Annotated in this window: 23 protein-coding genes; 5 read left to right on the forward strand and 18 right to left on the reverse strand. The window is 46.9% G+C overall.

Translation table 11 applies throughout. From position 1 onward, the window contains the following. Nucleotides 1-2: 2 nt before the first annotated feature. Complete coding sequence (locus JQX58_RS05115; RefSeq protein ID WP_204145720.1) at nucleotides 3-2,333, reverse strand: type I secretion system permease/ATPase; 2,331 nt, start codon at nucleotides 2,331-2,333, stop codon at nucleotides 3-5. A 226-nt stretch (nucleotides 2,334-2,559) separates the two neighbouring features. On the opposite strand from JQX58_RS05115, the gene JQX58_RS05120 reads away from it, so the two are divergent. Beyond that, nucleotides 2,560-2,913 (forward strand): hypothetical protein, encoded by a 354-nt coding sequence (locus tag JQX58_RS05120; protein ID WP_204145721.1) that lies wholly within the window; start codon nucleotides 2,560-2,562, stop codon nucleotides 2,911-2,913. Between the two features lie 2 nt (nucleotides 2,914-2,915). On the opposite strand, the gene JQX58_RS05125 is transcribed toward JQX58_RS05120, so the two are convergent. From JQX58_RS05125 to JQX58_RS05145, 5 genes are read right to left on the reverse strand one after another with little or no spacing between them, the layout of a single operon-like run. After that, nucleotides 2,916-4,871, reverse strand: coding sequence for an EAL domain-containing protein (locus JQX58_RS05125; protein ID WP_204145722.1), 1,956 nt, complete (start codon nucleotides 4,869-4,871; stop codon nucleotides 2,916-2,918). Between the two features lie 10 nt (nucleotides 4,872-4,881). Further along, nucleotides 4,882-5,574: a transglutaminase-like cysteine peptidase gene (locus tag JQX58_RS05130; RefSeq protein ID WP_204145723.1), complete on the reverse strand. Its 693-nt coding sequence runs from the start codon at nucleotides 5,572-5,574 to the stop codon at nucleotides 4,882-4,884. A gap of 3 nt (nucleotides 5,575-5,577) precedes the next feature. Further along, complete coding sequence (locus JQX58_RS05135; protein WP_204145724.1) at nucleotides 5,578-5,877, reverse strand: DUF1244 domain-containing protein; 300 nt, start codon at nucleotides 5,875-5,877, stop codon at nucleotides 5,578-5,580. An 8-nt stretch (nucleotides 5,878-5,885) separates the two neighbouring features. Continuing rightward, a complete protein-coding gene (locus JQX58_RS05140) occupies nucleotides 5,886-6,494 on the reverse strand; it encodes a DTW domain-containing protein (protein WP_204145725.1) in 609 nt (202 codons plus the stop codon). Further along, on the reverse strand, nucleotides 6,491-7,216 hold the full coding sequence (locus tag JQX58_RS05145) for a pyridoxine 5'-phosphate synthase (protein ID WP_204145726.1): 726 nt from the start codon (nucleotides 7,214-7,216) through the stop codon (nucleotides 6,491-6,493). The genes JQX58_RS05140 and JQX58_RS05145 overlap by 4 nt, the downstream gene beginning before the upstream one ends. A gap of 129 nt (nucleotides 7,217-7,345) precedes the next feature. On the opposite strand from JQX58_RS05145, the gene JQX58_RS05150 reads away from it, so the two are divergent. The 3 genes from JQX58_RS05150 (at nucleotide 7,346) to JQX58_RS05160 (ending at nucleotide 9,027) form a co-directional block, all read left to right on the forward strand. Further along, nucleotides 7,346-8,020, forward strand: coding sequence for a DNA-3-methyladenine glycosylase I (locus JQX58_RS05150; RefSeq protein ID WP_204145727.1), 675 nt, complete (start codon nucleotides 7,346-7,348; stop codon nucleotides 8,018-8,020). An 18-nt stretch (nucleotides 8,021-8,038) separates the two neighbouring features. Continuing rightward, nucleotides 8,039-8,683: a DsbA family oxidoreductase gene (locus JQX58_RS05155; protein ID WP_204145728.1), complete on the forward strand. Its 645-nt coding sequence runs from the start codon at nucleotides 8,039-8,041 to the stop codon at nucleotides 8,681-8,683. 146 nt (nucleotides 8,684-8,829) lie between these two features. Further along, nucleotides 8,830-9,027 (forward strand): (2Fe-2S)-binding protein, encoded by a 198-nt coding sequence (locus JQX58_RS05160; protein WP_204145729.1) that lies wholly within the window; start codon nucleotides 8,830-8,832, stop codon nucleotides 9,025-9,027. Nucleotides 9,028-9,037: 10 nt separating this feature from the next. Here JQX58_RS05160 and bfr (JQX58_RS05165) read toward each other — a convergent pair whose 3' ends face one another. The 3 genes from bfr (JQX58_RS05165) to parC form a co-directional block, all read right to left on the reverse strand. Beyond that, entirely contained in the window at nucleotides 9,038-9,523 is a 486-nt protein-coding gene (bfr, locus tag JQX58_RS05165) for a bacterioferritin (protein ID WP_204145730.1), read from the reverse strand. A 9-nt stretch (nucleotides 9,524-9,532) separates the two neighbouring features. After that, complete coding sequence (bfr, locus tag JQX58_RS05170; RefSeq protein ID WP_204145731.1) at nucleotides 9,533-10,000, reverse strand: bacterioferritin; 468 nt, start codon at nucleotides 9,998-10,000, stop codon at nucleotides 9,533-9,535. Between the two features lie 72 nt (nucleotides 10,001-10,072). Beyond that, a complete protein-coding gene (parC, locus tag JQX58_RS05175; RefSeq protein WP_204145732.1) occupies nucleotides 10,073-12,340 on the reverse strand; it encodes a DNA topoisomerase IV subunit A in 2,268 nt (755 codons plus the stop codon). 186 nt (nucleotides 12,341-12,526) lie between these two features. On the opposite strand from parC, the gene JQX58_RS05180 reads away from it, so the two are divergent. Further along, entirely contained in the window at nucleotides 12,527-13,192 is a 666-nt protein-coding gene (locus JQX58_RS05180; RefSeq protein ID WP_204145733.1) for a hypothetical protein, read from the forward strand. On the opposite strand, the gene JQX58_RS05185 is transcribed toward JQX58_RS05180, so the two are convergent. The 9 genes from JQX58_RS05185 to mrdA all read right to left on the reverse strand — a co-directional run bounded on the left by JQX58_RS05185 (nucleotide 13,189) and on the right by mrdA (nucleotide 22,368). Further along, nucleotides 13,189-14,067: a GNAT family N-acetyltransferase gene (locus tag JQX58_RS05185; protein ID WP_204145734.1), complete on the reverse strand. Its 879-nt coding sequence runs from the start codon at nucleotides 14,065-14,067 to the stop codon at nucleotides 13,189-13,191. The genes JQX58_RS05180 and JQX58_RS05185 overlap by 4 nt on opposite strands. Nucleotides 14,068-14,343: 276 nt before the next feature. Further along, nucleotides 14,344-15,303: a lipoyl synthase gene (lipA, locus tag JQX58_RS05190; protein WP_204145735.1), complete on the reverse strand. Its 960-nt coding sequence runs from the start codon at nucleotides 15,301-15,303 to the stop codon at nucleotides 14,344-14,346. Between the two features lie 6 nt (nucleotides 15,304-15,309). Beyond that, the gene (gene lipB, locus JQX58_RS05195) at nucleotides 15,310-15,948 is read right to left on the reverse strand and encodes a lipoyl(octanoyl) transferase LipB (RefSeq protein WP_204145736.1); all 639 of its coding nucleotides are present in this window, start codon (nucleotides 15,946-15,948) and stop codon (nucleotides 15,310-15,312) included. A 3-nt stretch (nucleotides 15,949-15,951) separates the two neighbouring features. Then, entirely contained in the window at nucleotides 15,952-16,257 is a 306-nt protein-coding gene (locus JQX58_RS05200; protein WP_204145737.1) for a YbeD family protein, read from the reverse strand. 16 nt (nucleotides 16,258-16,273) lie between these two features. After that, nucleotides 16,274-17,422 carry a D-alanyl-D-alanine carboxypeptidase family protein gene (locus tag JQX58_RS05205; protein ID WP_204145738.1) on the reverse strand — a complete coding sequence of 383 codons (1,149 nt, stop codon included), beginning with the start codon at nucleotides 17,420-17,422 and terminating at the stop codon, nucleotides 16,274-16,276. An 81-nt stretch (nucleotides 17,423-17,503) separates the two neighbouring features. Beyond that, entirely contained in the window at nucleotides 17,504-18,448 is a 945-nt protein-coding gene (locus JQX58_RS05210) for a septal ring lytic transglycosylase RlpA family protein (RefSeq protein WP_204145739.1), read from the reverse strand. Further along, nucleotides 18,435-19,481, reverse strand: coding sequence for a lytic murein transglycosylase B (mltB, locus tag JQX58_RS05215; RefSeq protein WP_204145740.1), 1,047 nt, complete (start codon nucleotides 19,479-19,481; stop codon nucleotides 18,435-18,437). The genes JQX58_RS05210 and mltB overlap by 14 nt, the downstream gene beginning before the upstream one ends. Next, on the reverse strand, nucleotides 19,481-20,602 hold the full coding sequence (rodA, locus tag JQX58_RS05220; protein ID WP_204145741.1) for a rod shape-determining protein RodA: 1,122 nt from the start codon (nucleotides 20,600-20,602) through the stop codon (nucleotides 19,481-19,483). The genes mltB and rodA overlap by 1 nt, the downstream gene beginning before the upstream one ends. Continuing rightward, entirely contained in the window at nucleotides 20,599-22,368 is a 1,770-nt protein-coding gene (gene mrdA / locus JQX58_RS05225; protein ID WP_239090145.1) for a penicillin-binding protein 2, read from the reverse strand. Before mrdA ends, rodA begins: the two co-directional genes overlap by 4 nt. Nucleotides 22,369-22,478: the final 110 nt, after the last annotated feature.

Raw genomic sequence — 22,478 nt, forward strand, 5'->3', positions numbered from 1 at the left:
ATTTAGCTTACCTTAAGCTTGCCTTGACGCAACGCTTCAAAGACTTGTTCTTTCGGTCCATCGGCAACAATGCGACTGTTATCCATGACGATAATTCGATCTACTAGGTCAAGCATTGACGACTTATGGGTGATTAGAATCAAGGTTTTATCCGCAATAATATTTGCTAGACGACGCTTCATTCGTACCTCAGTGGTGTTATCCATTGACGCGGTTGGCTCATCTAAAATCATGATTTGCGGGTCAAATAGCAGTGCACGAGCAATCGCCACACTTTGTCTTTGACCACCCGATAATTGCAAACCACGCTCACCAACAATACTATCCAGTCCCGACGGACGGTGATTAGCAAACTCTGACACACCCGACAAATCTGCTGCTCGAATAATCGCCTCATCTTCAATATAAGGCACACCAAAACAGATATTCTCTTTGATGCTGCCATAAAATAAACTGACATCCTGAGACACCACACCAATGCTACGGCGCAAGTCCACCGGATTAACTTGGCGCAGATCAATGCCATCAATACGCACGGCGCCTTCGCGCGGCTCGTAAAGCCCCGTCATAAGCTTACCTAAGGTGCTTTTACCAGAACCGATTCGGCCGATAATGGCGACTTTTTCGCCGGCTTTAATACTAAGATTGAGCGCCGCCACAGCATCCTGCTCTTCTTCAGGATAGCTGAAGCTAACATTGTCGAACTCAAAGCGTCCGTCAAAACGAGAACGATGCACAAATTTAGTATCTTCTGGCTGTTCGACGGGGGAAGCCATGATTTCGTTCAATGCTTTAAACGCTGACTTTGCGTAATTGTAACGCGAAGCCAATGCTGCAAACTGCGCCATCGGCGCTAAAGCGCGCCCCGTCAGCATGACGGAGGCAATCAAGGCTCCCATACTCATCTCACCTTCGGAGATCAGGTACACCCCGACAATCACCATCGCCACACTGGTCATCTGCTGCGCAGTCATAGCAAAAGAAGAACAAGACTGAGCCAATTGACGCGTTTTTAAGCCCCAGTCAGCGATGTTGCCTACCGCACTTTCCCAATGTTGCTGCAAGGTACCTTGGGCGTTGTTCAGCTTAACGCTCTCAGCATTAGAAAGACTTTCAATCAATACCGCATTTTTCTGCAACGATGTTTTTTGCCCTTCTTCGATCGAATTACGCAATGGTGCTTGGATCACTAAGGAGTAAATCAAAACCAGAGCAATGGTGATCAACGGAATCACCCCCATAGGTCCACCGATTAACCAAATCACCCCAACGATTAGGAACATAAAAGGGATGTCGACCAAGGTGGTAATAGACGCAGAGGTAATAAACTCGCGAATGCTGTCAAACTCTTGCAGATTTTTTGCGAACGCACCGACCGACTTAGGACGTGACGCCATGCGAATGTTATTGACCTTGGCAAAAATATTGGCGGACAGCAGAATATCTGACTTTTTGCCCGCTACATCAATAAAGTAGGCACGCAAGGTACGCAGTAAGAAATCGAAGAAATAGACGATTGTCACGCCGATCGCCAATACCCATAAGGTATCGAAGGCATTGTTAGGCACCACTCGGTCATACACATTCATGACAAACAGTGGGCTAGCCAAAGCAAAGATATTGATCAATAACGAGGCAATGAACACATCTCGATAAATACGCCAAGAGGTCGCCACCGTCCCCCAAAACCAATGCCGATCGTTGACCTTCTCATCTTTAGTGGACTGTGCTCGCTTATCAAAACGGTATTGCGGGCGAATAAAAAAGCAGTATCCAGTGTATAGCTCAGCGATGTTTTCCCACGCGAGCCACGTCTCACCATCCCCTGTTTCAGGCAAAAATACTTTGACCTGCTGCTCTTGCTCATCAACTTCAAGCATCACACAAGCTTGATCATTTTCAAGCAACAGTACCACTGGCAATAACGCTGATGAAATCTTGTCTAGCGGGCGTTTGACGAAGCGTGTTACTAAGCCGATACGCTGTGCTGCTCGCTGGAACAATTCTGGCGTCATACCGCTTTGCGACAATGGCAAGCCGACAGACACCCCTTGATGCGTATAAGGGTTATCAAAATATTTGGTCAGGCTCACCAAGCAATCGAGTAATGGGTCCGGAGTTTCTAACTCTTCTACAGATTTATGCCACTTACTGTTTTTAGGGCGTGACGCCGACTCGGTTGCTGCCGCGTTGGCGTCATCTGTCGATGCTGCGTCCGACGCAGTATTATCGTCTTCGGCTGGCTCGGTCTGCGCTAACTCGTCATTACGATCCGTATCGTAGTCCGATTCTTCTTGCTTAAGCGAATGTTCAGAACTGTTATTTGCAGCCATGTTATGTGATTCCGTTGCGCGGGAGTTTACAGCCTAGTAGAGGATAAAGGTGTTCAACGACTGACAAAGCTTGCCCGCTAAAAAACACCCATAATCATACTCTAAGAGAAAATTTAAACGTATAGTATGTTACAACAACTTGATTAGTAATCTAAAATTCAATCATCGTAACCCATACACATCATGAATATAACCATTATGGTTCAATATAGAAGGTGATCAAAGGATGCTGTACGCAAAATTAGACGAAAACGGCGACATCTTAGATGTTGCTACCCAACATAGTGAAGAATACAACACCTTAGTCGCCCCAGATAATCCTGTTGTCGCAAATATTCTGGCACAAAAACTTGACCAAAAGTCCTCACAAGATCTTCTGCACTCTTCTGATCAAGACATGATGCGGGTACTGGAAGATTTAATTGATTTACTAGCAGAAAAGCGCTTAATTCAATTTACCGAACTGCCACTTGCGGCACAAAAGAAAATCCTCAGCCGCAAATGGGTGCGTAATATCCATAACGGTAACAATGAAGCCCTCATCCTTGAGGAATTCAACGAAACCGATTCGTTAATATAAGATTAGCGCTCGCCAAAGGCTTCTGGACGCCCGATACCAAAGCCTTGTAGGCCGCTGATATCAAACCCGCGAAGGATTTCTATTTGCTCGTCCGTTTCGACACCTGTCGCAATGACTTCGATGTTCAGACTATTGAACATCTTACATAAGGTATGCATAAAGAAGGACTCTGACTCTTTGCCCACCGCAAGCTTCGTATAGGAAGGGTCCACTTTAACGTAATCCGGCATTAAGGTTTTCAGATATTGGAAAGCAGAAAATTGTTTGCCAACGTTATCAATACCGAATTTCACGCCATGATTTTTAAGTGTTTGCACCAACAAAAATGCATGATCTTCAGCCGCTAGAACACTTTGCTCAGACACTTCAAATGCCAACAATGATTTCACTCTTGCCGGCAATTGCGCCAAGGTTTTATCTAACCAACTTACAAAGGTCAATTTTGCATAACCAGACGCCGACAAGTTGATCACAAATGGACCTTGATCACGCGTAGTTTCGATGGTCGAGATCACTCGCTCAATAATCACTTGGTCGACCTGCTCACCCAAATCAAACTGTTCTGCTAGGCCGATGAAATAGCCCGCATGATACTGTTTACCATCGCTCACTAAGCTGGCGTACACTTCTTGCTGTATAATTTGATCACGTTGATTCATATTCGCAACAGGCTGACGGCGCAAGGCAAAACTTTGCGTCTCGATAGCGTTTTCCAACATCGCTTTCCACGCCATACGACCAATCGCCATTTGCTGCGCCATATCTGAGTCGAACACTTTAAATTGGTTGGCACCTAATTGCTTCGCCGCCCTTAATGCGGCATCCACCTGTGCCATTGCGCTTGAACGTGTCACGCTGTCATCAATAATGACCGCACCGATATTGGCAACAGCTTCCGAATAGCTGATGCGCGCTCCAGACAGCTCTTTGAGTTCAACCATCAAGCTTTGCACCTGTTCTGTTAGGCGCTCTGTTTCGATATTAGGAATCAAAACAATAAAGTCCGCCCCACTCAATCGCGCCACAATGGCTTCAGGGTATTGGCGCACATGCTTTGAAATAATCTCAGCGGAGCTACGAATAAAACCATCGGCCGCTTCATAACCGCGCTCATTGTTTACCTTGGCAAGGTCTAATAAGTTCACTAACAACAAGCCATCAAAAGTACGATCGCCATCATCAAAATGTGCGACGATTTGGCTTTCAAAGAAGTTACGGTTACCTAGGCCACTGACAGGGTCTTTGAACGCTTTGGCCTGCAGCCACTGGGCAGTCTGCGCTTCAGCGGCAAATTCTTTTTCCAGCTTCGCCGCCATACGGTTCATGGACTGTACGACGGATTTAAGCTCACGGGTTTTGGGCAACTCAGTCATTTGCACAAAGCGGCGCTGCTGAATCGCTTCCGCTTGTTTTTCAACTTGAGATAATGGACGTACCAGCCAACGCACGGCTAAAGCGCCTAATAGAATCGCGATGGTGCCGATCACAATAAATGAAAGTAATAAATCTCGCGTTGCCAGCCAAAGCTGGTAGTAACCATAACCTGCACTGCCCGTAACATAGACTTGGCCCAGCTCGTTCCAGCCATTGGAAATGACCGCTTTCGCCGTAGGCACCTCAAAGTCAATAACTTGGATAAACCAGTCAGGCACACCAACAATGCGCGTCGGGTTAGCTCGTACAATCGAGCGATCCGTCGCATAAGCATGCACTCTAACTTTGGCAAAATAGCCGCTATCAAACACCGCATTCACGCTACTCTCGACGGAAGTATAATCTTCCAGCGCCATGTAGTCAGAGACTTGCATACTCAAGGTTGTAGCAGAGTCCTGGGTGGTCGACTGCAGCTGATTGATCAAATAATCTTTCGTATTCTGAAAGTTAATCGCCAACACTACTAGGAGCACTAGAGACAAGAGCAGCACAATGGTCAATAAAAGTTGTCTAAATAATGTCACGGTTTGTCTCCTAACCTTCCAAGTCTGTTAGTCGATTATTCAAATCTGTCCATAAGCTTAAACGTGATGAACCCCCTACTAGCTGACCACGGCCCTTTTCTTTGGAGAGCCACAGGTTTTCAGCATTAAAGGAATAAATTGGTTGCAGGTCATTACGCTGGATTGCCGGCTTAATAGTACGATCCAAGTTATCTAAGATTACTGGGACAGAGGTTGGGGTATCATAGTAAGCCAACACCATGTGATGCTGGTTTAATGTTAACGCTTTAACGTAAACAAGTCTTAACTTGTCATCGGGCACGCCAAGCTCACGCAAGGCAAAGTATTTTGCAATGGTAAAATCTTCACAGTCTCCGCCGCCTGTTGCCAAGAACTCTATCGGCGTTGCCCAATAGTCCTCTTTGCCCCAGTGTTTGATGTCGTTGACGAACTCCATCATATTAAAGAAGTCATTGACCGTTTGCAGCTTACCCACTACATCAGAGCCTTGTGCACCTTCCACCATCCGACGCCAAGCCAAGATTCGTTTCTCAGCTCGATCACCGTATTTGGCACCAATGTTTTGCGCCAAGGTCACATATTTTTGTGAAATATCAGCTTGAAGAAAAGTCGCCCCTAATAGCGCAAGCCCAAGCCACACACTTAAAATGGCACGAGGCCACAAAGTGATGACGCCAGCAAACGCTCGGAGCGACGTTTTCATCGATTAGCTCTCGCTTTTAGAGCGTTCAGCAAATTGCGCCAATTGTTCAGGCGATGCTTCCGCTTGATACTTAGCCTTCCAGTCAGCGTAAGGCTCTTTGTAAACGACTTCACGAGCTTGTTCGTAATCCATTTCCACACCACGTTCTTGTGCGGCCGCCGCATACCATTTACTCAAACAATTGCGGCAAAAGCCTGCTAGATTCATCAAGTCAATGTTTTGTACGTCTTTGCGCGCATCAAGATGCTCGATCAATCGACGTAATACGGCTGCTTCCACTTCGGTTTGCGTTTGTTTATCCATTAGTCATCTCAATCTTGTTTGTGTTTATGCGCTACAGGCTGTTGAGACCATTGTAGTGCGATTATGTCAGCAAAAGTGTGTCGAATTACAGAAAATTGTAAATCTTCTACACACTCCAAAAAATAGCTAGCGGCTTCAAGGGTTGCCAAGGCCGTAGCATTGGGCGATTTGCGGATTTCATACACAGACTCTGGCGGCGAGGCAAAGCTGACACTTTGGTAAGCGTTTAGACGCGGCTCAAGTAAGCGCATTTTTTTGGCTTTAGGCCAAGTACCATCCAATAAAATCACATGCTTGATACAACGCTTTTTATCCTCTGATAACCGTTCAACTGGCGTCGCCTCTTCTTCAGGAAAAAGCAATAAGGTTTCTTCTGGGCGACAGCTCGCCAAGCAATGCGCCAGCGCTTGATCATCCGTAAATGGTACGATGTGTGTCGAGGTATAATTTAAGGCAAATAAGCGAGCACTATTTTTGGCGTGCTTGGCTTCATGCTTATCCTGCAAAATCCAAACCTGAGTTCGGCCGTCCATAGGGGTAATTAAGTGGCAAATACACTGCTTAGCAGGATATTGGCAAGCGCTGCAAATTGGGCGCTTACCCACTAAGTCGCTCACCCAAGCAGCTCCAAATAGCGCTTAACAACATTATCCCAGCCATAATCTAACGCTTCGACCGTCAACGCATGACCAATCGACACCTCGGTAATGCGACCCTCTTGGCATAGCTGTGCGACGTTTTCTAAGTCTAGATCATGACCAGCATTAACACCTAAACCCTCGTCTAAAGCCGCTTGAGCAGCCGCTTGATACTGGTCATTTACTTCAGTAGCCTGCTCTGTGTGATAGGCATTCGCGTACGCCTCGGTATAAAGCTCGACACGGTCCGCGCCTACGGCTTTGGCCAGCGCCATATTGTCAGGGTTCGGGTCCATAAACAGCACCACTCGAATACCCTGCTCTTTTAAGCGATCAATCACTGGACGCAAGGCATCTTGATCACGCGCAATGTTCCAGCCATGGTCGGAAGTTAGCTGGTTCGGATCATCCGGCACCAACGTGCACTGATCTGGAAGCACCTCTAACACCACTTCTAAGAATTTCTCATCAGGGAACCCCTCGATGTTAAGCTCACGGCCAGGGTAGTGTTTTAGCAGCTCTTTTAAATCAAACGCATCTTGGTAAGTAGCATGGCGCTGATCTGGACGCGGGTGAATGGTCAAACCGAACGCCCCTAGCTCCAAGGTACGCTTGGCCATATCGACCATGTTAGGATAATTGCGGCCACGAGAATTACGTAACAGGCCGATTTTATTAAGGTTTACACTAAGGTGCGTCATGTTACTTCCTATTAAAAACATTCAGTACGGAGTATAAGCGATAGCTGGCGCTAACTTTAAGCACTAATTCTACAGATATAAGTCGCGGCTCACATCCTATGCTACAATCGCGCGCTACGGAGGAAGATTATGACGTATGAACCTTTTGCCGACATTTATGACCGTGCCGTCACACGTTTTGGCAGTGAAGCGCTGTTGCAACAGCAACTGGCACAGCCGCTCACACCAACTGAGCTTACCAAGATCGGCGATGATCGCTGGTTGGCGGCCTTTACTCAGAAGATTTTCCAATCCGGTATGAACTGGCAAGTGGTGCGTAATAAATGGCCTAACTTCGAGCAAGCTTTCTTTGGCTTTGACATCGAGAAGATGCTGTTAATGCACGACGAAATGTGGGAACAAAAAGCTCAAGACCGAAGCATCATTCGCCATCTTGGCAAGGTTATGACAATTCGTGACAATGCGCTCATGATGGCAGATATCCAAGCAACTCATGGCAGCTTTGCTAACTTTATTGCCCATTACCCCAGCGACGACATCGTTTCATTGTGGCGCTATCTCAAACAACAGGGATCGCGCTTAGGCGGCAATACTGGTGCTTATACATTACGCATCATGGGGAAAGATACGTTTTTGCTCAGCAAAGACGTGGAGGGCTATTTGCGTCATCAGTCTATCCTAACGACAGGCCGAGACACGCAAAGCGCGCTCAACGCTGCCCAGGCAGCCTTCAATCACTGGCATAAAGAATCAGCTTTACCTTATTGCCAAATCAGCCAGTGCATTGCTTACAGTGTTAACTAACTATTAATTGGAGTTGAAATGGCCGATCTAACTATTGATATCGTCGCCGATCCCGTTTGTCCTTGGTGTTACCTTGGCTACACCCGCTTAAGAGCGGCTATGGAACATCTAGGCGATGATTTTCGCTTCGACATTCACTGGCTGCCATTTGAGTTGCACCCAGATGTTCCTAAAGATGGCGTTGCCCGTAACGATTACTTAGGCAAAAAGTTTGGTAGCCAAGAAAAGCTTAACGAAGTCACTCATGCTCTGCAGAACGTAGGCCATGAAGCGGGTCTTGAGTTTAATTTTTCAGATAAAGATATCGTCCCTAATACCAAGCTGGCCCATCAGTTTATTGCTCAAGCAGGTCGTATGAACTTAGCAACGCCTATGGTAACCACGCTTTTTTACGCTTACTTCACGAAGGGCGAAAACATTGGTGATAGTGCTGTGCTAACACGCTTAGCCAAAGAAGTAGGTCTACAAGAAGAAGACATCGAAGAGGCACTTTCTCGTGAGGCAGAAATCTTAGTAGAAGAGAAAATGGAACGTTTGGCGCAGCTAAACATCGATTCGGTGCCAACCTATATCATCAATGAAAAGTTCCTTGTACAAGGGGCGCACCCACCGGAAACCTTTGCTGAAATCCTCACCGATATCAACCAAGAAAATGACGCTTAAGCGTCATTTTTTTTGCCTACCCCCTTCACCGAAACATTTAACAAAATCTATCAGGCCTGCAATTCAGATAAATTTATTTTTGTTGATAACAATTATCATCCCAAATATTATTTACAATAAATCGAATTGAGAGTGATTTTCATTTTATGTACGTTTGTCTTTGCAATGCTATCTCAGATAAAGCCATCAAAAAATCGATCGCCGACGGCGCGACAACGATGCGTGAGCTTTATAACGAGCATGATATTGGTAAACAGTGCGGGAAGTGCTGTAAAGACGTAAAAGGAATTCTTAACGAGGAGCTACTAAAACTGGCTGACGAGCTCCTCGTCAAGGTGGCATAGCATCACTGGTTTAGTGATCCAGTGATGACTCGCCCATTTGTGACTGTAGGTAGTTTTGCAGGCCTGCCGTTTTGATCAAATTCTGCTGTGTTTCCAGCCAATCAATCTGCTCTTCTTGCTCTTCTTGGATCTTCTCTAGCACTTCACGGCTCATGAAGTCTTTTTTCGCTTCACAAAGCTTAACGCCCGCCTGAAGATCAGGCAGTGTTGCCAATTCAAACGCCATATTAGAGTCAATCATTTCTTCAGCATCTTCACCAATGCGCAGACGACCAAGGTCCTGCAAGTTTGGCAAGCCTTCCAAAAACAAAATACGCTCAATTAAACGATCGGCGTTTTTCATCTTCTGGATAGAAGTTTTGTAATCCGCTTTATCCAACAGATCAAACCCCTGATCTTTAAACATACGCGCATGCAAGAAATACTGGTTAATGCCTACCAGCTCGTTTGCTAGCACTTTATTTAAGCTAGCGACGACTTCGCGATCACCTTTCATAACGACCTCTTACATCTGTGACTGAATGTAGTTTTGCTCGCCGATGGTATCCATCAAGCGTAGCTGTTTCTCAAGCCAGTAAACATGATCTTCTTCTGTGTCATACAAAAGCTTCTCAAGCATTTCGCGGGTTTGGTAATCACCCTCTTCTTCACAGATGGCGATAACATTACGCGCACACGCCACCACTTCAAGCTCAAGTGTTAAATCATTTTTCATCATAGAGCGCACGTCAGTTCCCACTAGCAGCTCGCGACGCTTAGTCATACAAGGCACGCCTTCAAGGAACAAAATACGCTTAATTAGCCAATCAGAATGATCTTTTTCTTCGTCCATTTCGTGGTTTAAGCGCTCATAAAGTTTGCTTAGACCCCAATCATCGTACATACGAGAGTGAATAAAGTATTGGTCGATCGCGGCCAACTCGTTTTCCAATAACGCGTTTAGGCTATCAATGACTTTTTGACTACCTTTCATATGGTTTTACCTCTTATTCGTAGTAGCTATTTAAAAATAGCACCATAATGTTTCAATACTAAATTACCAAGCCTAATTTGTAGACTTGCCCTCTCCTACTTTTACCTCAAGCTGATCGATACGCTGGAAGCCTCGTGGCAATTTCAAACCACGGCGCCCACGCTCACCGACATAATCCATCAACTCTTTTTCGGTAAACGATGTGAAGCGCTTACCATTGTGCGCACACAGCAAATCATCTGGCTGTAGAGATGCCATGGCACACACCCACTCCTCTCGGTCTTTGGCACGAGCGGATGAGATATTCAGTAATTTGTTCCCTTTGCCCTTCGCCATCTGCGGCAGCGAAGCGACACTAAAGGCCAACATGCGCCCTTCGTTGGACACCACCACAGCACGCGCTGTTTCGGGGTCAACGACTTTTACCGGCGCTAATACCTGGGCATTGACTGGCAAACTCAAAGTCGCTTTACCAGCTTTATTTTTGGCGTGCAAATCACCTAGCTTAGCAACAAAGCCATAGCCTGCATCTGACGCCACCAGATAGAAGGCATCGTCATGATCTAATACCGCAGCGACGATGTGGCAGTCTTTTTCTAAGGAGATTCGACCAGTGATTGGCTCACCTTGTCCTCGCGCTGATGGCAAGGTATGGGCCTTGATAGAATAAGTACGTCCGTTGGAAGCAAACAACACCAATGTTTGGTTTGAACGACCTTTGGTAGACAATAAAAATTCGTCGCCCGATTTATAACTTAGACCACGCTCATCAATATCATGTCCTTTAGCGGCACGAATCCAGCCTTGCTTGGACAGCACGACCGTGATCGGGTCATTAGACAACAGGTCTTCTTCACTGAACGCTTGGGCCTCTTTACGCTCAATGATCGGCGTACGTCGGTCGTCGCCAAACGCATCGATGGCTTCTTCGATTTCCTTAACAATCAAGTTTTTAAGCTTGCGATCCGATGCAAGGTAGGCCTCAAGCTGCTTACGCTCTTTTTCAAGCTCATCCTGCTCAGATCTAATACGCATTTCTTCAAGCTTGGCCAAGTGGCGCAGTTTAAGCTCAAGGATTGCTTCCGCTTGCGTATCCGTTAAACCAAAGCGCTCCATTAATACAGGCTTAGGTTTATCTTCGTTGCGAATAATTTCGATCACTTCGTCGATGTTTAAAAAAGCCACCAACAAGCCTTCGAGAATGTGCAGTCGATTCAGGACTTTATCTAAACGATATTGCAGACGCTTACGTACCACTCCGATTCTGAATCGCAACCACTCGCTAATAAAAGCCGCCAACGGCTTCACTTGCGGCAAGCCATCAAGACCGATCACGTTCATATTGACGCGATAGGACTTCTCTAAATCAGTCGTTGCGAACAGATGCGTCATCAGCGCTTCAACATCCACACGATTAGACTTAGGCACAATCACCAGTCGAGTTGGGTTTTCATGGTCAGATTCATCTCGCAGGTCCACAACCATTGGTAACTTCTTGGCCTGCATCTGCGCGGCAATCTGCTCTAGCACCTTACTACCAGACACCTGATGAGGCAGCTCATGCACCACCACTTCGCCTTCTTCCATCAAATAACGAGCACGCGCTTTGACTTGCCCCTTACCCGTTTCATAGAGCTTACGAATATCATCGCGCGGGGTAATAATTTCACCACCAGTCGGGAAGTCAGGCCCTTGTACGAACTCCATCAAATCGTCTAAGCCCGCTTTAGGGTTTTGCAGCATGTGGATACAAGCTTGTCCCACTTCACGCAAATTATGTGGTGGAATATCCGTCGCCATGCCCACGGCAATACCCGTCGTGCCATTTAGCAGTAAGTTAGGTAAACGCGCCGGCAATACAGCAGGTTCTTGCAGCGTACCATCAAAGTTTGGCACCCAATCAACAGTGCCTTGATTGACTTCTTTTAGCAGCACATCCGAATATTTAGACAGACGTGACTCAGTATAACGCATGGCAGCAAAGGATTTTGGATCATCTGGTGCGCCCCAGTTACCTTGGCCGTCTACTAACGGGTAACGATAAGAGAATGGCTGAGCCATCAACACCATGGCTTCATAACAGGCACTATCACCGTGAGGGTGGAATTTACCCAACACATCGCCGACTGTACGCGCAGACTTTTTGTATTTAGCCGTTGCCTTTAAACCTAGCTCACTCATCGCGTACACAATGCGACGCTGTACCGGTTTTAGCCCGTCACCGATGTGCGGCAACGCCCGGTCTAAAATGACGTACATCGAGTAGTTGAGATACGCTTTTTCCGTATAATCTTTTAACGATAGCGTCTCGTTGGCTTCAAAGTTGGCAATATCACTCAAAAGCAATTTCCTTTCTTAGTCTGGCTGATTGGCAAAAAGCCTAGGCATTTCGATAACTTAATGTGGCATCTACTATAATGAGGCACCTGCAAGCCTGCAACCACTGGGCATCAGGATTTCTACAGATAGTGTGTTTTTTATTTCGCGTATACACTAATATGGCGACAAACCATACAGGGACTCTTCATGAAAACACCATTAGGAAGCGATAGTTGGCAGCGAGTTGCGTTTGAAACGGCACACCTTAGAGTGTACGACATTCAGCTCGCGCTCAACGAGCATAGCAGTCATAACTTGGCACTACCTTTTGACAGCGTTTTATTTATGAGTGATGGTCAGGTGTTCTTGCAGACTGACAGTGAAGAGCTCACTCTCAAGGCAAATCAAGCTGTCTGGGTACAACATTTACTGCCTTTACGCTTGGTCACCATCGCCCCCCACTCTAGGTTTTTTGTGGTCTGCTTTAACGGCCAAACTCAACGCAAAGACAATCGTTTAGAGCGCTTCGCCAGTGGCACTGAAGCCAAAAAACACCTGCCTACAGGAGTCACCTTGTGGACCGCCTCTGATGACTCATTAGCAAAAGTTCAGTGGCAAATGCTGCCCGCACGTTACCAAGAACCTATGTACTACGTGCGCGAGGCAACTCAGTTTATTTTACCCATCAACAGCGCCAATGGCTTACAAGCACACTATAGCGAGCAACCCGTCGAAACCGTTACAAAGGATGGTCTCATCATTGCAGCAAACCAGTCCCATAGTCTACGCAACATCAGCGATCGACCTTTGACATTACTTAGCATCACGGCCCCTTACCCACGCCCAGGAAGAATCATTAAGCTGACGCGTTAACGTAATATAAGAGCGGTTAAAATATGATCTTCCCAGACGCCATTTATTTTCAAATAATCTCGAGCCATCCCCTCGCGCTCAAAGCCTAGCCGCTCAAGTACCGCTGCACTACGCTGGTTACGAGGCATATAACACGCCTGAATACGATCAATATTTAACACGTCTGAGACAAACTTAATGCCGGCGTCTAAGCATTCGTGCATATACCCCTGCCCCTGACAATCTTGGGCCAAGCTATAGCCTAAAAAGCAGGACTGAGAAATACCGCGCACCAATTGGGAATAATTGCTATAGGCCAACATGCGTGTTTCATCGGCATTTAATAGGCACAAGACACAACTTTTATCTTCCAAAAAATCACGCCGCATTTCTTTAATACGCAGCAAACAGGTTTGCTCTGAATAATAATCTTCATGGCGTTGCGGCTCCCAAGGCGCAAGAAAATCGCGTTGCTCATTTACGTAAGCATGTAACAATGGCATATCTTCTAGATCCAGTACCTTCAACACACCACGTGCTGTTTTAAGATAGGGAAAACGCCCTTCACGACGTTTATCAGATGAGGTCACCGCCACTTTCTCCTTGTGCACTTCCATGAGTTTTAAACTGTAACGATCAAACCAACATTGCTGACCAATGGATAAGGTTCGTTGCATCATAGTGTGATTCATCCATGCTTGCGCTTGATCCTTTGTGTGCCAATAAAACGTCATACTAGAACACTCTTCGACCACCCATTCCGTGTCCAAGTAGCCTGCTTGTTCACTGGCCAGCTCAATAATTTTTTCGGCCATGACACGAAACATAACGTCGTCCATCAAGGTAGAAGTGGTGACGTTGACCGCGAAATATGGCGTAGGATAGCGACTTTCCATGTATGACAACCTAAAGATTTTTATCAGTTTCGGAACTTTACAGCTCCGAGCTTGTCTATAATTTATACAGACTGGGCAGTAAGCAGGAAGCTCCACCCATCTGTGAAATTGCAAAGGTTATGCGATTTCTTACACCTAGCTTCCTATACTTTTTGGCGTTTTATACGCCAGCAGGAAGAGTCTTTTTTGCCCGCTGTCATCAGCGGGCTTTTTTATGCATAGCCATAAAAAAGGCGAGCTATGAAACACAGCTCGCCTTTAGAGATTACACGAATGTTAAGACACTCGCTCGCCATGCGCTTGTTTGTCAGCATGGTAAGATGAACGCACCAACGGCCCACAAGCGGCATGCTTAAAACCAAGCTCTTTAGCGACCTGCTCATAGCGCTCGAATTCTTCTGGGTGTACAAAGCGATCCATTGGGAAGTGGTGCTTAGAAGGCTGTAAATATTGACCGATCGTCAGCATATCCACACCGTGTGCACGTAGATCTTTCATCACTTCTACAATTTCTTCAAAGCTTTCACCCATACCGACCATCAAACCAGATTTCGTCGGCACGTCTGGACAGCGCTCTTTGAACTTCTTCAACAAATCCAACGACCACTGGTAATCCGAGCCCGGACGAACCTGACGGTAAAGGCGTGGAATCGATTCCAAGTTGTGGTTAAACACATCAGGCGGCGACACTTGCAAAATATCTAATGCTACATCCATACGACCACGAAAATCTGGTACTAAGGTTTCGATTTCAATCGATGGGCTTAATTTACGTGTTTCGTCGATACAATCAACAAAGTGCTGAGCCCCACCATCACGCAAATCATCACGGTCAACGGATGTGATCACAACGTACTTTAGACGCATATCACGAATCGCCACGGCAAGCTCTTTTGGCTCATCAAGGCTCAAGGCATTAGGACGGCCGTGCGCCACATCACAAAACGGACAACGACGAGTACAAATATCGCCCATAATCATAAAGGTCGCTGTACCGTTGGAGAAACACTCACCTAAATTGGGGCAGTTAGCTTCTTCACAAACAGAAGACAGCTTGTGTTCACGTAACGTGTTTTTGATACGAGCAATTTCTGGAGAGGCCGGCATACGCACACGCAACCAATCTGGTTTGCGCGGAATCTCTTCGGTTGGGATAACTTTGACAGGAATACGTGCCATTTTATCGGCACCGCGAAGTTTCTCGCCCTGCACCACTCGCTTTTGCTGAGTTGTCATTCTAATTCACCCTTGTTGGATAGTTGGATGAGAATATCCGAGACGTTCAGCTAAAATGTTTGCCAGCTGAACTTTAACCTGAGCCATGTCTGTGGTTGGCTGCAAGCGTTTCATATCAACCATTTGCAGACCTTGATAGCCACATGGGTTAATACGTAAAAAAGGTTCGAGATCCATATCGACGTTTAAGGCTACACCGTGGAAAGAACAACCACGGCGGACACGAAGCCCCAGCGATGAAATTTTCATTTCATCGACATATACCCCAGGCGCATCAGGCTTAGGATAAGAGGTAATACCGTGCTGTGCTAACACCTCGACGATTGAATTTTCAATCAAGGTTACAAGATCACGCACCCCAATACCTAGGCGCTTAAGATCAATCATGATGTAAGCAATAAGCTGCCCAGGACCATGATACGTGATTTGGCCGCCGCGGTCAGCTTGTACGACAGGAATATCACCGGCATTCAGGAGGTGCTCAGCTTTACCAGCTTGGCCTTGGGTAAACACAGGGGCGTGCTCAAGGAGCCAAATTTGATCGGCGTCGGCCTTATCACGAGTCTGGGTGAATTGCTTCATTTGCTCCCAGGTCAATTCATAAGGCACGACACCTAAATCACGGCACAAAAGAGTGTCTGGCATGCGTTACATAACCATCTTAACGACTTCTACCGCCATTAATCCTTTATGCAGATCTGCAAGGTGGGCTTCGCTTTGCGCTTCAATACGAAGACTGTAGCTAACAAAGCGGCCTTTTGAAGACACATTTTTGCGTACAGAACTTTCGTCAAACTCTGGTGCGTGCAGGCGCACGCACTCAAAGATTTCAGTGTGACCGTGATCACTGTCTAACGCCACAACTTTAATTAGGTAGTTGGCACAAGGAAACTCAATCTTAGGGGCATCTTGCGCATCCTTGGCAACGTTACCGCTTTTATTAATCAAAGCCATTTCGTGGTATCACCGTTTAAAACAAGTTCATAAAGAACAATTTAATCTTATCAAATAGACGCTTAAAGAAACCGCCCTCTTCGACCGCTTCCAGCGCTACAACATCACGCTCAAGCAATACATTATCAGGTCCGCCAACAACGATTTTGCCTAGTACATCACCCGCTGCGATCGGAGCTTCGATTTCAGATTTAAGGTCTAGCGACGCTGGAATAGAATCAGCGTTCTGACGTGGCATCGTCACCAACACATCATCTAGGAAACCAATCTTAACAGAATCTGCTTCACCACCCCAAACACGAGCGTCGTTTAATACCTGACCAGCACTGTATAGCTTACGAGTCTCGTAGTAGCGGAAGCCGTAGTTTAGCAGCTTCTGAGTTTCGGCTGCACGCGCTTCAGTCGAATTGGTACCCATTACCACAGCTACCAAACGCGTACCGTTACGAACCGCTGAGGCAGCCAAACAGTAACCCGCCGCTTCCGTGTGACCTGTTTTCAAACCGTCAACGGTCTTATCACGCCACAACAGCTTATTACGGTTTGGTTGGCGAATATCGTTGTAAGTAAAGTACTTCTCTTCGTACATTTTGTAGTTTTCAGGAAAATGTACAATCGTGGCACGTGACAGCAAAGCAATGTCATGCGCACTAGAGTAATGCCCCTCTGCAGGGAAACCTGTAGAGTTAACAAAGTGAGAGTTGTTCATCCCTAGAAGACGCGCATGCTGATTCATCAAATCCGCGAACGCTGCTTCACCACCTGCAATGTGCTCAGCAACGGCAACGCTGGCGTCGTTGCCAGACTGAATAATAATACCGCGCATTAGGTCTTCAAGACGTACCTGAGTGCCCTCGCGGACAAACATACGCGACCCTTCCATACGCCATGCTTTTTCACTGATGGTTACTTTATCCTCCAGTGAAATATTGCCTTTGGCCAGCTCATATTCTGCAATGTAAGCGGTCATCAGCTTAGTCAAGCTCGCTGGTGGCAGCTCTTCACGGCTATTATGTTCAACCAGAACATCACCTGTGTAAGCGTCCATCAACACATAGCTTTTCGCCGCAAGTTGTGGCGGTGCTGGGATCAAAGAAGGTGCAGCTGACGCCACAGTAGTAAATAGAGAAATTGCAAAAATAAATAGGGAGAACAATCGTTTCATATTATTAACGTCTAAGTCTGATACGTGTGGGGGAATAATACTAAAGGGAGATTGGAATCTCTAGCCTTGTAAAAGTTCCCATTATGGCGCTAACGCTACCTTTACACTTTCGCCAAAGCCAGCTGACTCTAATTTTTGTTGCCACTGAAGCAATTCTGCGTCGGCTTTATAGGGCCCAACCAGCACTTTATACAAGCCATCATCTGCATGCAGCACCTCGATATTGATCGCTGTATCAAAGCGCTCAAACAAGCGTTGCTTTAATTGCTCAGCCGAGGCCTGCTTAGAAAATGCACCCAATTGTAAGTGACTGAACAGCAAGTCATTTGCAGGTGCCTTGGGGGCCGGAGAAACCGCTTTAGGCGTGGTCACAGTAGGTGCTACTGGCGCTTTCGCGGTACTCACTGGTGTAGCGACTGCGCTAGCAGGAGCACGATAACGCTCACCAGGCTTCGGTGTAATCGCTTCAATACGTACGCGCGCAAGCCCCTTCTTGTGGTACCCCAAACGCGCTGCGGCAGCATAAGATAAGTCTATCAATCGATCCCCGTGAAACGGTCCACGATCGTTCACCCTGACAATAACTGTACGCTGGTTATCTAGGTTAGTAACCTTTAAATAGGTCGGTAGAGGCAATGACTTATGTGCAGCGGAAAACGTATACATATCATATGTTTCCCCATTTGAAGTTTTATGGCCGTGGAACTTTTGCCCGTACCAAGAAGCAGTACCCTGCGCAGTGTACCCTTCAGCTGAATCCATTACGTAGTATTTCTTGCCCCAGACTTCATAAGGGGATTTATTGCCACCACGACTCTTGGGCTCATACTTAGGAACCAGCTCTGGCAAATGATCCACTTTGATGTCACCACTTGGTGCGTGGTCTTGCAAAATGCTATAACGCCCACCACCTGATGCCTTATCGTAATCAATATCGCTACTTGAGCCGCCACCAATATGCGAAGAGCTCATACAGCCAGTCAAGCTGGCGGTTGCAAACAACAGTGTCCACTTAACTGTCTTCATATTGCGCAATCCTATTGGCTAACTCCCAAACTGACATGGCATAGCGACGACTAGGGTTGTAATCCATAATGGTGAAGAAGTTCTCAAACGCCAACCAATAAGTCGGCTGTTCTTCTTGTTCCCTAAGTCCAATTAAGCCGGCGGTTTGCGCACTGTAATCCGTTGTCACCCAAACGCCCTTTTGCGCCCACTCTTGCATGCTGTGTAAAGGACTGCGCCCCTTATTAACCAAATCGTCTACTTTATCACGATCCGCCACGCGTGCCGGGATCGCAACTCGCTCGCCGTAGCGCCAGCCATGGTGCTTCATATAATTAGCAATACTACCAATGGCATCTGCTTCTGAGCCCCATAGATCAATGTGGCCATCTTTATCGAAGTCGATCGCAAGCTTCAGGTAATTACTCGGCATAAACTGCACCATACCTAAAGCGCCGCTGTACGAACCATTAGTTGTGCCGATTTCCCAGCCTTCTTTACGCGCTAATAACAAATACGCCTCGAGTTCGCTCTGAAAGTATTGACCGCGACGTGGATAATCAAAGGCAAGGGTAGTAAGCGACGTAAAGACATCGCGATTGCCGGTGATGTTGCCGTAGGCGGTTTCTACCCCCAACAGCGCTACAATGACATGGCGATCCACACCAAACTGCTGCTCTGCTTGTGCTAACCACTTTTGATTGCGCTTAGCGAAACGCGCACCTTGACTAACACGCGCTTGGTCTAAAAAGCGCTCGCGGTATGCATAATATGGTGTAATGACTTCCGGCTGGTTGTCCGACTTAGTGATCACTTGTTCGCGTTTGTAAGTACTCGAGAAGACACTGACTAGCACATTTCGATCATAGTCATGTTCATTCACCATGCGCTCAACAAAACTGCGCACAGCTGGTAATTGATAATACGGTGTAAGTGTTGGCGCCTCTTGACTCGCATTAGCCGCTGCTTGTGTATCCGCTTGCGCATTGTTTTGTGTAACTGAGCAGCCCGATAAACCAAGCGCCACTCCGATGGCTATAAGTCTCATCAACATTATCTCGCCCTTTTGTGGGTTTGTATTGACATTAAAATTCCGAACGTCGCCATGATGGTAATGATTGATGTTCCACCATAACTGACTAGAGGTAACGGTACACCGACTACCGGCAAGATCCCAGAGACCATGCCAATATTTACAAACATATAAACAAAAAATGTCAGAGTGATACTACCCGCCAACAAACGTGCATAGTTATCCTCCGCATTAGCGGCAATAAATAAGCCTCGTGCTACCACCAATAAATAAGCACACATTAAAAGTGCACAGCCGATCATGCCAAATTCTTCGGCCAATACAGCAATAATAAAGTCAGTGTGACTTTCTGGCAGAAAGTTCAATTGCGCTTGCGACCCTTCTAACCAACCTTTACCGTGTAATCCACCAGAACCAATGGCCGTTTTCGATTGGATAATATTCCACCCAGAACCAAGAGGATCACTTTCTGGATCTAAAAACGTCAAAACACGTTGCTTTTGGTATTCACGCATCACCTGCCACAAACCATATGCTGCCACAGGCACGGCAGCAGCAGCGCCTAAAATATAACGCCAGCCAAGGCCTGCCAAAAATAAAGCAAAAATACCCGAGACACCCACTAACAGCGCGGTCCCCAAATCTGGCTGTTTCGCAACCATCAATGACGGCACCGCGATAATACCTAAAACCGTAATGATTTCTTTTAGCGTCGGCGGCAGTGGCCGGTTAGCAAAGTACCAAGCAACCATCATCGGCATGACAATCTTCATGATCTCAGATGGCTGGAAACGCAACCCACCTGGTAGCGCCAACCAACGCTGCGCCCCTTTGGCACCGACACCGGCCACCAAAACCGCCACCAGCAAACCCACTAGAATGGCAAACAAAAATGGCGAAGCACGACGCATATATTTTGGTGGCAACTGCGCCAAGGCCAAACAAGTGGCCATCCCTAATCCTAAGCGTACTACTTGTCGCTCAACCATGGCCACATCTTGCCCAGAGGCAGAGTACAAAATCACCAGACCACCGCTCATCAACAGCAACAGCGCCAGTAGCAACAATACGTCAACGTGAGTCAGGTGAAACAAACGCGCATTGGTAAACTTGAGAATTCGATAATAGAACTGTGAATTCATCGCGCTTGCTCCTCAAAGTAGTCATAACGCTCTGGATAGTCATCGTACAGATACGCATCAAATAGTGCTTTGGTTAGATCCGCGGGTTTGGCACTGCTGCCACCGTTTTCAAAAATCGCAAACACGGCAATTTTAGGATCTTCGGCAGGCGCAAAACCAATAAACAACGCATGGTCATGCAGACGTTTATCTAGATTAGACGCATCGTACTCTTCATCGTCTTGCAGACTGAATACTTGCCCCGTACCAGTTTTACCCGCAATCCGATACTCAGTGCCCTGTAGACGACGTCCGGTACCATGATCGTCGGTAATAACCTTTTCCATCGCTTTGACCATGCGCTCCCAGTTACGCTGATCTTTGAGCGTAATTTTGTGCTCCACACCATCATTGTCTTCAAAGGTGGCGGGCTGATCGTTCACGGCATCGACCATGCGCGGATAATACATATGGCCACGAGCAGCCAACGCCGCGTTGGCGGTCGCTATCTGAATCGGTGTGGCCACCATAAAGCCCTGTCCGATCCCTACGTTGACCGAGTCTCCTGGGTACCAAGGCTCTTTGTAACGGGATTTTTTCCACTCATTAGAAGGCAGCAAGCCGGCGCTGGCGCCATTTAAATCCAGAATGGAGGTGCTGCCATAACCAAACTTCGACAAAAAGTTGTGGATCGGCGTAATCCCCATTTTATGAGCCAACTGATAGTAATAGGTATCCACGGATTCGATGATAGAACGCTCTAGATCAATCCAGCCATGACCACCCCGCTTCCAGTCTCGGTAGCGGCGACCATCAGGATTAATTTGATAAAAGCCTCGAGCGTAATACCGCTCAGTCCAAGAGGAAAAGCCATGTTCTAGGCCCGCAAGCCCCATGAAAGGCTTAATGGTTGACGCTGGCGGATAGCCCCCACGTAAAGCGCGGTTAAACAGTGGTAAGCGTTTATCATCACGCAAACGCGCGTAGTTATCGACCGAAATACCACGCACAAATAAGTTCGGATCAAAGCCTGGCTTGGAGACCATCGCCAATACGCCGCCATTATTAGGGTCAATGGCGACGACGGAACCTTTGTAATCCCCAAGCAAATCGTAGGCGTATTGCTGTAACCGTGCATCCATATAAAGATGTAGATCTTTACCTGGCTCTGGATTTTGGCGCTCAATCTCAGACATGATGCGTCCACGCGCATTCACTTCTACCTTGGAGATACCAGGCTTACCAAATAAGGTACTTTCGTAATAGTTCTCGACACCCGTTTTACCGATAAACAATGCGCCTTGATACGCCATACGATCCACACGCTCAAGATCGGCTGCAGTAATACGACCAACGTATCCTACTGCATGGGCAAATGCTTCACCGTAAGGGTAATAACGCGTCAGCTGCGCCTCGACTTGCACACCATCCAGTTTGTATAGGTCTACCGAGACTTTTGACCACTCTTTGTCGGTCAATTGAGGCTTTAGAGTGATGGACTGATAGGGCCGACGATACTCTTTTAGCTTGCGTTCATAATTGCGCCAGTCTTCATCAGAGATATCGATTAGCTTATCCAAGCGCTCTTTCAACTCAGGCAAACTGGCGGCGCGCTCGGGAATAACCGTCAAACTGTGAATCGGACGATTGTCCGCTAACACCACGCCATTGCGGTCGTAAATCAATCCGCGAGGCGGTGGCTCAGTAACAAGCATCACTCGGTTTTCATTGGCTTTGGTTTGATACAAATCGTATTGCACGACCTGTAAATAGAAAAGGCGCGACATCAGCACGCCTATCATGATCAAAACGACAACCCCCGCCACAATGATCCGGCGGCGGGTTAAAGCGTGCTCTTGTCGGTAATTACGAAAAACTTGTTGATGCTTGCCCAAAA

Source organism: Marinomonas ostreistagni, from assembly GCF_016888445.1.
GTDB lineage: Bacteria > Pseudomonadota > Gammaproteobacteria > Pseudomonadales > Marinomonadaceae > Marinomonas > Marinomonas ostreistagni.